Source organism: Pseudoalteromonas sp. BSi20495 (assembly GCF_000241185.1).
Classification (GTDB): Bacteria; Pseudomonadota; Gammaproteobacteria; order Enterobacterales; family Alteromonadaceae; genus Pseudoalteromonas; species Pseudoalteromonas fuliginea.
The window spans coordinates 36,393-47,578 of sequence record NZ_BADY01000059.1 but is presented as its reverse complement, the minus strand read 5'-3'; the positions used below and the strand labels follow the sequence as shown (position 1 = coordinate 47,578).

The following is an 11,186-nucleotide window of genomic DNA, read 5'->3' as shown; positions in this document are numbered from 1 at the left end:
GATTTATGCAGGTTGGTATTACTTATTCTTACATGGATGTAAGCCACTAGGGTAACGCAGGAGCAGTTACCGAGCCTGCGAGGTTACAAACCTCGCGCCGCGATTTAATCACCCCTAGATTGAACGAATTTCAATCTAAAAGGTCAGTAGGCCCTAGGCAAAGATATCTTGATTAGTATAATTAGTTAAACTCGAACTTATTTGGAAATAAAGATGTCTGTATTAGTTGCTATCACAGGGCGAGATAACAAAAAATTAATGGCGCAATTAAAAATACGGTTACCTAATGTATGCATAGAAGAGTGGCCAGATTGCCAGAGTTTGGATAAAGTCGACTTTGTACTTGCTTGGAAAGCCCCGCAAACAATGTGGTCACAACTTCCTAATTTAAAAGTTGTCTCGTCTTTTGGTGCTGGAGTTGACAGTATCGATTTAGCATTATTACCTAGTAATGTTGAGGTTGTGCGCATTGTTGATACTCAGTTGGCAGAGGATATGGCTGAATATGTACTTGCTCATGTTTTAGCGCAAAAGTTACGTTTTAAAGAGTATTTTATTAAACAAAACCAGCAAAGTTGGCAGCCAAAGCGTGCTTATAGCTATAAAAATGTTGGTATTTTAGGGTTTGGTGAGTTGGGCAAGGCGTGTGCAAAAAAGCTTGTTAGTAATGGCTTTCTTGTAAGTGCATGGGCGCAAAGAGAGAAAAAGGCAGTTAATGTTGAAATGTTTTATGCTAAACAAGGCCTTAATAAAATGCTTCCTAATATAGATTATCTAATTTGTTTATTGCCACTTACACAAGAAACTACCGGTATAATTGATCGCACATTATTATCAAAGCTTCCAGTCCATGCGGGACTCATTAATGTAGCCCGTGGGGAGCATGTTATTGAGCAAGATTTATTAGATGCTTTAAATACAGATAGCTTACGAATAGCTACTTTAGATGTTTTTGAGCAAGAGCCACTCGCAATCGACCACCCATATTGGCAGCACCCAAAAATAACACTGACGCCTCACTGTGCCGCATTATCTGATTTAAGAAGTGTTATTGAGCAAATAGCAGAAAATATTGAATGTTTAAGGCAAGGTAGTAAACTTAATAATCTAATAGATAGAACGAAAGGTTATTAATGGATAGTTAAATAATTTAACAAACTACTTGTTAACACTTGTAATTTTTATTATTGTTGTTAGGTATTCTCATTAATAAAAACAATAAAGAGGGTGTTATGAAGACGAATCAAGGTGGTGTGAAGTTAAGTTTAATTGTTATTTCGATTATTGTATTGGGTGTATCTGCTTGGTTTAATCAACCGACTGTTCTGTAATTACACAATGCCACAGTAAATTATTTAATTTTGCTGTGGTTATTTCTAAATTTTTGCTTTTTTATCGTTTCCATAAATACTATTTAACCTAAACTTTGGTTAAGAGATTACTTAATCGACTGAAACCTTCGGGCCTATTGCAAGTAAATCCAACGCAGTTAGCGCTGAAAATAGCTGCCTGAGATCGATTTATTATCCAGAGCCAAGTTATTTCCTTAGAATTACCCACTCACATCTAGGTAGTACCAATCCGCAATAATACTTAATCAATTTGAGGGATTAAATCTGACGCTAACTGCGTTAAATATTTCTGATATACGGATGCAGGAGCAATTAGTGATAACAACTAAATAACGAAATTATTGCCTTGTTATTGACACGGTTTTCTTACCTCAAAATACATCACTTAATTAAGCTAATAGGTATAAGAATAAAAAATTCATCGTCTAATTTTTGTATCGAGCGTTGGATGTAGGCGAGCAAGCAATCCATTATACAAATTCAGCCTTAAAAGAGTAAACACGGCCTTACTCACCCAAAATTTCGCTAATGACAATAATTTTTCTAAATTTATGATGTTTCCGAGAACCTTTCTATTTTTGCAATAAAAAGCCCAGCAATGCTGGGCTATAAAATAATCTAAGGGAAAGTTGTTAACTTTGAGTTACATTGAACTGTCCAAATGTATAAACTTTGAACAAGTAAAAAGTATTTATCAGCACCAAACTCATATTTGAAATAACACTCGACGACATAAGATCTAAGCTAAAAGATAAAAATAACAAACCACATGCACTAATCGCGGCAACGCGTAGCAGTGTTATCTGGTTAATAAAGAATGCACCTAAACCTAGTGCAAGTAGTATCGTGTTTAAAAGCCAATCTAGCTCGTTTAGCATGGTCGTTTCAATAGTTCAGTTGTAGAAAAAAGGAGCGCCATTATGTTGATATTTTGCGCACCTTTCAACCAAGTAATTTTAAATTTTCAGATTAGTTTTTTTAATGCTAAAAATAACTTCCAATCGCTGCAAATAAACCATGATCTGCTATGACTTGATACTTTTGACAGTTATTTAAACTTTCTGGATTAGTACATAAATAAAGGGACTTTCGTCTAGAATCTAATTGTGGGTGCAAGTTTGAATCTATAATGGTAGCTCCGTAGCCAAATACACCAGGCCAATAAATGCTTTCGCTTACCATCCCTAATTTTTTATAGGTGAGTAATGTCGGCTTTGGAAACGTTACTATTATTAATAGAGCAATGCTTAAAGTTATTATTAAACCTTTTTTTGACTTAGTTTCTTTGCCACCTTGGCTAGAAATAGTCGGACCTTGAGTTTCACTTATTGCGCCTTGCGATGCTGTACGAGGCCTACGTTGTTGTACTTGCTTTTTTTTGGCAGGCGTTTTTCCAAGTAGTGTTTGTTTTTTTGTGTTTTTGACATAAAGCAGATCTGGCCTTTTTGGTGTAGGTCTCTATAATTAAATGAATAAATTTATATACCAATATAATAACGTAAACTTGGCTTGTAGCCTATGAGGAATGAAGATGAATACGCAGCTATCAATTTTAATTGTAGATGACGTTAGCACTGTACGCAGCTTTTTAAGTCAAACGCTGATGCATTTAGGGATAGATAACGTAAAGGAAGCATCTACCGCCTCACAGTGTATTAGCGAGTGCCGCGCTGCAAAATATAATATCATCTTTTTAGATATTGAATTACCTGATGGTGATGGCAAAGAATTAATTGCACAAATAAATGAATTAAGCCCTGAAACTAATGTTGTTATGGTATCGGCTCATTCGGGTATAGAGAATGTAAAAGATGCGATAGATAAAGGCGCTAAAGGTTTTGTGGTTAAGCCATTCACTCCTAAAAAAATAGCGGCAATGCTTAAGAAGTTCTATCCAGATTTAGAAAACGTGTAATTATATAATTAAATTTTAAATAAAAAAAACCGGACAAAAGCCGGTTTTTTATATTCTATCAAAAACAAATTATAGAGCTTTAATCTTAGCTGCTATACGGCTCTTATGACGAGCTGCTTTGTTTTTGTGAATTAGACCCTTAGTTGCGTAACGGTCTAGGATAGGTGTAGCAACAGAAAAAGCTTGCTGTGCAGCTTCTTTATCGCCCGCTTCAATAGCAACAATTACTTTTTTGAAGTAAGTGCGCATCATTGAACGACGGCTTGCGTTGTGCTGACGGTTTTTTTCGCTTGTGATAGCGCGTTTTTTTGCAGACTTGATGTTAGCCAAGGTTTGCTCCTAACAATCTTAAAATAAAGCTTAAATTAAAGGCCGTGGAATATGCCTGTTTCAATCATGAATGTCAATTTAAATTTAACAATCCAAGAAAAACTGCACCATATAACGAGCATCAATTTGCCGCTTTAGCAGTTAATACAGACATTGTAACAAAGCACAGACCCCCAGCCTAGTGCTTTAAAGCGATTTATAAAAAAGACTGTGGCATAATCGCCTCTCTTAGGGATTTTTGAGTAGGTTTAAGGTGTCAAAAGGTTTATTTCGCTCCGGTATGATAGTTAGTTGTATGACTATGATATCGCGTATTTTAGGGCTCGTTCGAGATGCTGTCGTTGCCAATTTATTAGGTGCAAGTGCAGCGGCTGATGTTTTTTTATTTGCTAACCGTATTCCTAATTTTCTACGTCGTTTATTTGCAGAAGGTGCCTTCGCACAGGCATTTGTACCCGTGTTGAGTGAAATTAAAGAGCAACAAGGTGACGACAAAGTCAGGCTTTTTGTTGCACAAGCGGCAGGTACATTAGGAACCATTTTATTGATTGTCACTATTATTGGTGTTGTTGCCTCACCCGTTATTGCAGCATTATTTGGTACAGGTTGGTTTATAGATTGGTGGCAGGGCGGGCCTAATGCCGAAAAATTTGAACTTGCAAGTTCATTACTTAAATTTACATTCCCTTATTTATTTTTTGTAAGTTTAGTGGCGCTTAGTGGTGCGGTCATGAATGTGTATAACCGTTTTGCTGTTGCTGCATTTACACCTGTTCTACTCAATGTTTCTATCATTACGTGTGCAATTTTTTTACATGATAAATTTAGCGTCGGGGCTTATTCTCTCGCAATTGGCGTATTTATTGGTGGCGTTGTACAGCTTTTGTTTCAACTTCCATTTTTATACCGTGCAAAAATGTTGGCGCGTCCGCGTTGGGCATGGCAAGACGAAAACGTAAAAAAAGTACGAAAACTTATGCTACCGGCTTTGTTTGGTGTCTCTATTAGTCAAATTAATCTGTTGCTAGATACCATGATTGCGTCATTACTGATGACGGGCTCAATTGCATGGCTTTATTATTCAGACCGCTTAATTGAATTTCCGCTGGGTTTATTTGGTATTGGTATTGCGACAGTTATTTTACCGGCGCTTTCTAAACTACATAGCAGTAAAAAAAGTAGTGACTTTCAGCAGACTCTCGACTGGGGGGTGCGTTTTGTTATATTTTTAGGCCTACCAGCAATGATAGGTCTAATGATTATCAGCCCGCTTATTATCACCGTATTGTTCGACCACGGTGCGTTTAAAGAAGACAGTGTTGATCATGTCAAAGCAGTAAGCCTAGGCGTAGTCGCATATTCAGTAGGGCTTGTAAGTTTTATGCTAATTAAAGTACTGGCTCCTGGCTTTTACGCTCGCCAAGACACTAAAACGCCGGTGCGTATTGGTATTATCACCTTAGTACTTAATATGGTGTTTAACATTATGCTGGCTCCTTTCATTGGTTATTTAGGGTTAGCACTTGCTACTTCGTTATCGGCTAGCTGCAATGCATTTTTATTATACAGGCAGCTTAAAAAAGAAAATGTATACCAGTTTTCATCAACGAGCATGCGCTTTACACTTAAGTGTGTTGTTGCAAGTGCGTTTATGGGAGCTGTTACATGGTTTGTGAGCAGTTACTATTATTGGGCTACATTGAGCTTTACACATCAGGTAATGTTATTAATAGCATTAGTGGCTTTGGCAGGTATTAGTTACTTTGCAATGCTATTTTTGATGGGCGTTAGACTAAATACGATAAAAAGTGTAGCAATTACTGAATCAAATTAAAAAAAAGATTATAATCGGCAACTCTGCGACTTTAATTAATTTTTAGTCGTAATTAATAACTCGCTAAACAAGGCATTAGGTGGCATGGAGTTAATTAGAGGTATACACAATATTCGCCCGCACCATTTTGGTTGTGTGTTAACTATTGGTAATTTTGACGGTGTTCATTTAGGCCACGCAGAAGTATTAAAAGGTTTACTTATTGATGCTAAAGCACATAGTTTGCCAAGCACTGTAATGCTGTTTGAGCCTCAGCCACAAGAGTTTTTTGCTAAAAATAATGCCCCAGCACGGCTAACGCGCTTGCGAGATAAGCTACGTTTGCTAAGTGATTTAGGTATTGAGCGAGTTATTTGCATTAGCTTTAATCAGCAATTTGCAAACATGCATGCTGAGCAATTCGTTAATGAGATTTTGATTAAAAAGTTAGGTGTTAAAGCACTTACTGTTGGTGATGATTTTAAGTTTGGTAAACAGCGCCAAGGTAACTTTGCTTTGCTTGCTAGCATAGGAACGCAAGCCGGCATGGATGTAAAAAGCACCGCGAGCTTTCGTCAATTAAATGCTAGAGTGAGCAGCACTTTAATACGAGATGCTTTAGCATCTGGTGACTTAGCGAGTGCTAAAATAATGCTTGGTCACGATTATGCTATTTCTGGGCGTGTTATACATGGCTGGAAAAGAGGACGTGAACTCGGTTTTAGAACGGCAAATATTGCCCTAAAACGCCAAGTGTGTCCTGTCAACGGGGTGTTTGCAGTGCAAGCAACGATTGCAGGAAAACAGATTTTTGGAGTTGCAAATGTAGGTAATAAGCCGACATTTAATGGAACTCGTGCATTATTAGAAGTTCACCTTTTTGATTTTGCACAGGATATTTACGGACAGTTTATGCATGTGGAGTTAATAAAAAAACTTCGCAATGAAAAAAAAATTCGAGACATTAACACAATTAACGGCGCAAATAGCAACTGATGTTGCTGCCGCTAAGCAGTGTTTTGGTTTAAATCAGGTAGCCGATAGAGACGGAATGTAGGATAAATGAGCGACTATAAACATACTTTGAACTTACCGGAAACACCGTTTCCAATGCGTGGCAATTTGGCACAACGTGAACCAAAAATGCTTAAAGCATGGTATGAAGACGACCTGTACGGTCAAATTCGCAGCGCTAAGAAAGGTAAAAAGACCTTTATTTTGCATGACGGCCCTCCGTATGCAAATGGCGATATCCATTTAGGCCACTCAGTTAATAAAATATTAAAAGACATTATTGTTAAGTCTAAAACATTATCTGACTTTGATTCACCATTAGTCCCAGGTTGGGATTGTCATGGTTTACCAATCGAGTTAATGGTTGAGAAAAAAGTAGGCAAGCCGGGCGTAAAAGTAACCGCGAGCGAGTTTCGTGAAAAGTGCCGTGCATACGCTAAAAAACAAGTTGAAGGTCAAAAAGTCGACTTTAAACGTTTAGGCGTATTTGCAGATTGGGATAAGCCTTACTTAACAATGAACTTTGACTTTGAAGCGAATGCAATTCGTGTACTTGGTCGTATTATTGAAAAAGGTCACTTGCATAAAGGCGCTAAGCCTGTGCATTGGTGTACAGATTGTGGCTCTGCACTAGCTGAAGCTGAAGTTGAATACCAAGATAAGCAATCTCCAGCCATTGACGTACGTTTTATTTTTGATGATCAAGATGCTGTTGTTGGTGCATTTGATTTGGCTGATGGTCACAAGGGTGAAGGCAGTGTTGGTACAGTTATTTGGACAACAACACCGTGGACGCTTCCAGCAAACCGCGCAGTAGCTGTGCATGCCGATTTAGAATATGCATTGGTGCAGGTTGAAGATGAAGGCGTACAACAACGTCTAATTTTAGGCTCTGAGCTTGTTAAAGATGCAATGGACCGTTTTGGTTTTAATCACTTCCATGTATTAGGTTATGTAAAAGGTGCTGCACTTGAAAACTTACAAGTAGCCCATCCTTTTTATGATTTTAGCGTACCTGTCATTGTTGCAGAGCATGTAACGACTGACTCAGGTACCGGTGTTGTACATACAGCACCAGGACATGGTCAAGAAGATTTCGTGGCTGGTTTAAATTACAACCTTGAAGTAGCTAACCCTGTTGGCGCAAATGGTGTTTATTTACCAGATACTGAACTTTTTGCAGGTCAGCATGTATTTAAGGCGAATGCGAGCGTAATTGAAGTATTAAAAGAGCGCGGTGCACTTATGCATCATCATGCACTTACGCACAGTTACCCACATTGTTGGCGCCATAAGACTCCAATAATTTTCCGTGCTACACCACAATGGTTTGTAAGTATGGATCAGGCTAACTTGCGTCAAGACTCTTTAAAAGAGATTAAAAATACGCAGTGGTTACCAGAGTGGGGCGAAAGCCGTATTTCTAACATGGTTGAAAGCCGCCCAGATTGGTGTATTTCTCGCCAGCGTACTTGGGGTGTGCCAATTGCATTGTTTGTTGATAAAGACACCGGTGCACTTCACCCAAATACACAAGAGCTAATTGCTCAAGCAGCAGCGCTTGTTGAAAAGTCTGGTATTCAGGCATGGTACGATTTAGAACCAGCTACATTACTTGGTGAAGAAGATGCCAAGCAATACATGAAAGTGCAAGATACGCTAGATGTATGGTTTGACTCAGGTGTTTCACATGCATGTGTTGTAGACGCACGTGAAGACTTAGTTGGTCCAGCTGATTTATACCTTGAAGGTTCTGATCAGCATCGTGGTTGGTTTATGTCGTCAATGATGACGTCAGTGGCAATTAATGGTCATGCGCCATACCGCCAAGTATTGACTCATGGTTTTACTGTTGATGAAAACGGCCGCAAAATGTCTAAGTCGTTAGGCAATGTTATTTCTCCACAAAATGTGATGAATAAACTAGGCGCCGACATTCTACGTTTATGGGTGGCTTCTACCGATTACACGGCAGAAATGACTGTGTCGGATGAGATATTTAAACGCTCAGCCGATCGTTACCGTCGTATTCGTAACACCAGCCGTTACTTGCTTGCTAACCTAAATGGTTTTGATCCAAAAACTGATCAAGTAGCTGTTGATGATATGGTTGAGCTTGATAAGTGGATTGTTGGCCGTGCTGCTCAGTTACAAGACGAGATTTTAGCCGCGTACGACAGCTACCAAATGCTATTAGTAACGCAAAAGCTAATGAACTTCTGTACGGGTGAACTTGGTTCGTTCTATTTAGATGTTATTAAAGATCGTCAATACACAGCTAAGAGCGACAGCCATGCACGTCGTTCTTGTCAAACAGCGCTTTATCATATAGCAGAAGCAATGACGCGTTGGATGGCCCCTATTATGAGCTTTACCGCACAAGAAATTTGGGAAGCTTTACCGGGTGAGCGTAGTGACTACGTATTTACATCAGTTTGGTATGATGGCTTACAAGCACCAACAAATAGCCAATTTAGTAACGATGACTGGTTAGAAATTCTAACAGTACGTGACGAAGTAAACCGCTTATTAGAAGCTGCACGTAAAGAAGAAGTCATTGGTGCAACACTTCAAGCAACGGTTAATTTATTTACGAGTAAAGAGCTTGCCGCTAAGTTAAATGCGCTTGGTGATGAACTGCGTTTTGTATTGTTAACATCAGCGGTAAATGTTACTGAAGTTGATAGCCAGCCTGCTGATACACAAGCTACCGAAATTGAAGGTTTGTTTATTAGTGTTGCTGCAACAGATGCTGCTAAATGTGAGCGTTGTTGGCATTACAGTGAAGATGTAGGTGTTAACCCAGCTCATCCTGAAATTTGTGGTCGCTGTGTAAGTAATGTTGATGGCGAAGGTGAAAAGCGTCAATTCGCTTAGGAGTTATTCTTAGTGAGCAAACTAGCCCAAAAAAGTGGTTTAGTGTGGCTTTGGTTGAGTCTATTACTTTTAGTAATAGACTTTGCCAGTAAAACACTTGTTGTAGGGACAATGGCTTATCAAGAGTCGATAAATTTACTCCCTGTTTTTAGTATTACTTATGTGCATAATTATGGTGCTGCTTATAGCTTTTTAAGTGAAGCGGGTGGTTGGCAGCGTTGGTTTTTAAGTGCAATTGCCATTGCTATTAGTGCTTTGCTTGTGTGGTGGCTAAAACGTTTACCTGCAACAAACAAAGTACTATGCGGTGCCTATGCACTGGTACTTGCAGGCGCTATTGGTAATTTATACGATCGTATTGCGTATGGTTATGTAATCGACTTTATTCACGTATTTTATAAAGACTCACATTTTCCTGTATTCAATATTGCTGATTGCGCTATTTGTATTGGCGCAGCACTATTGTTATTTGACGCCTTTACCGGTGAGAGTCCGAAGGAGCATAAAGCATGAGCCAAGCTGTAATTGGTGAAAACTCACAAGTTATTTTCCATTTTTCTATTAAATTAGAAGATGGTTCTGCCGCCGACTCTACCAAGGTGCACAATAAACCTGCTAAATTAACAATGGGCGATGGCAGCTTAACGGCAAACTTCGAAAAGTGTTTATTAGGGCTAACTGCAGGCGAAAGTAAAACGTTTGAATTAGAACCTGAAGATGCGTTTGGCCAGCCAAACCCAGATAATATTTACTACGTTGATCGTAGTAAGTTTGGTCCAGAAACACCAGCTAAGGTAGGTGCAATTATTGCGTTTACTCAACCTGATGGGACTGAGCTTCCAGGTTTAGTACGTGAAGTGCAAGGCGAGTCGGTAACGATTGATTTTAATCACCCTTTATCTGGTCAGCGTTTAACGTTTGAAGTTGATATTATAGAGGTAGAAGGTTAATGGAAATATTATTAGCTAATCCACGCGGCTTTTGCGCTGGTGTTGACCGTGCTATTAGTATTGTTGAGCGCGCTTTGGATATTTTTGAAAAGCCAATTTATGTTCGCCACGAAGTAGTACATAACCGCTATGTGGTTGATGGACTAAAAAGCCGTGGTGCGGTTTTTGTTGAAGAGCTTGATCAAGTACCTGACGACAGCATTGTTATTTTTAGCGCACATGGCGTATCGCAAGCTGTTCGCAGCGAGGCTAAACGCCGTGACTTAAAAGTATTTGATGCAACGTGTCCGCTGGTAACTAAAGTACATATGGAAGTTACACGTGCGAGTCGCAAAGGTATTGAGTGTATTTTAATTGGACACCATGGTCACCCTGAAGTAGAGGGAACAATGGGACAATATGATAACTCAGCCGGTGGCATTTACCTTGTTGAAACTGTTGACGATGTAATTGCGCTTGATGTAAAAAATGCTGAAAACCTTTTTTATTGCAGCCAAACAACACTCTCAGTTGATGACACAGCTGATGTTATTGATGCGTTACGCAGTAAGTTCCCATCAATTGACGGACCGCGTAAAGATGACATTTGTTATGCAACGCAAAATCGTCAAGACGCTGTGCGTGACTTAGCTGACAAAGTTGACGTGCTATTAGTCGTTGGCGCTAAAAATAGCTCTAATTCTAATCGCTTGCGTGAGCTGGCAGATAAAATGGGCACGGTTGCTTATTTAATTGATGATGCAACTGATGTGCAAGAACAGTGGGTTTCGGGTTCTAAATCAGTGGGTGTTACTGCGGGAGCCTCTGCGCCAGAAGTACTTGTACAACAAGTTATAAGCCGATTAAAAGAGCTAGGTGGCACACAGGTTGTTGAAAACCCAGGCGAAGAAGAGAATATCGTATTTGCTGTTCCTGTAGAGCTACGTTAATTTAAA

General features: G+C 39.1%; 9 protein-coding genes and 1 pseudogene. 8 read left to right on the top strand and 2 right to left on the bottom strand.

All coding sequences use genetic code 11. The annotated features are described in order from the left end of the window. Positions 1-213 precede the first annotated feature (213 nt). Positions 214-1,134, top strand: a complete 921-nt coding sequence (locus P20495_RS11755; protein WP_008135764.1) for a glyoxylate/hydroxypyruvate reductase A — start codon at positions 214-216, stop codon at positions 1,132-1,134. 850 nt (positions 1,135-1,984) lie between these two features. Here P20495_RS11755 and P20495_RS11760 read toward each other — a convergent pair. After that, positions 1,985-2,230, bottom strand: a complete 246-nt coding sequence (locus P20495_RS11760; RefSeq protein WP_007376914.1) for a hypothetical protein — start codon at positions 2,228-2,230, stop codon at positions 1,985-1,987. Positions 2,231-2,883: 653 nt separating this feature from the next. Between P20495_RS11760 and P20495_RS11765 the strand changes: the two genes are divergently transcribed. Beyond that, positions 2,884-3,267 carry a response regulator gene (locus P20495_RS11765; RefSeq protein WP_007376916.1) on the top strand — a complete coding sequence of 128 codons (384 nt, stop codon included), beginning with the start codon at positions 2,884-2,886 and terminating at the stop codon, positions 3,265-3,267. Between the two features lie 69 nt (positions 3,268-3,336). Here the strand turns inward: P20495_RS11765 and rpsT are convergent, their stop codons facing one another. Then, positions 3,337-3,597, bottom strand: coding sequence for a 30S ribosomal protein S20 (rpsT, locus tag P20495_RS11770; protein ID WP_002958225.1), 261 nt, complete (start codon positions 3,595-3,597; stop codon positions 3,337-3,339). A gap of 295 nt (positions 3,598-3,892) precedes the next feature. Here rpsT and murJ point away from each other — a divergent pair, with 295 nt between their 5' ends. The 6 genes and pseudogenes from murJ (at position 3,893) to ispH (ending at position 11,180) form a co-directional block, all read left to right on the top strand. Continuing rightward, a complete protein-coding gene (gene murJ, locus P20495_RS11775; RefSeq protein WP_008135762.1) occupies positions 3,893-5,431 on the top strand; it encodes a murein biosynthesis integral membrane protein MurJ in 1,539 nt (512 codons plus the stop codon). An 84-nt stretch (positions 5,432-5,515) separates the two neighbouring features. Next, positions 5,516-6,467, top strand: a pseudogene (ribF, locus tag P20495_RS11780) (bifunctional riboflavin kinase/FAD synthetase). A 5-nt stretch (positions 6,468-6,472) separates the two neighbouring features. Continuing rightward, positions 6,473-9,301, top strand: coding sequence for an isoleucine--tRNA ligase (gene ileS, locus P20495_RS11785; RefSeq protein WP_008135760.1), 2,829 nt, complete (start codon positions 6,473-6,475; stop codon positions 9,299-9,301). A gap of 12 nt (positions 9,302-9,313) precedes the next feature. After that, positions 9,314-9,814, top strand: coding sequence for a signal peptidase II (gene lspA, locus P20495_RS11790; protein ID WP_007376920.1), 501 nt, complete (start codon positions 9,314-9,316; stop codon positions 9,812-9,814). Then, positions 9,811-10,251 (top strand): FKBP-type peptidyl-prolyl cis-trans isomerase, encoded by a 441-nt coding sequence (gene fkpB, locus P20495_RS11795; protein ID WP_002958231.1) that lies wholly within the window; start codon positions 9,811-9,813, stop codon positions 10,249-10,251. Before lspA ends, fkpB begins: the two co-directional genes overlap by 4 nt. After that, the gene (gene ispH / locus P20495_RS11800) at positions 10,251-11,180 is read left to right on the top strand and encodes a 4-hydroxy-3-methylbut-2-enyl diphosphate reductase (RefSeq protein WP_008135758.1); all 930 of its coding nucleotides are present in this window, start codon (positions 10,251-10,253) and stop codon (positions 11,178-11,180) included. The genes fkpB and ispH overlap by 1 nt, the downstream gene beginning before the upstream one ends. The last annotated feature ends 6 nt before the right edge of the window (positions 11,181-11,186 follow it).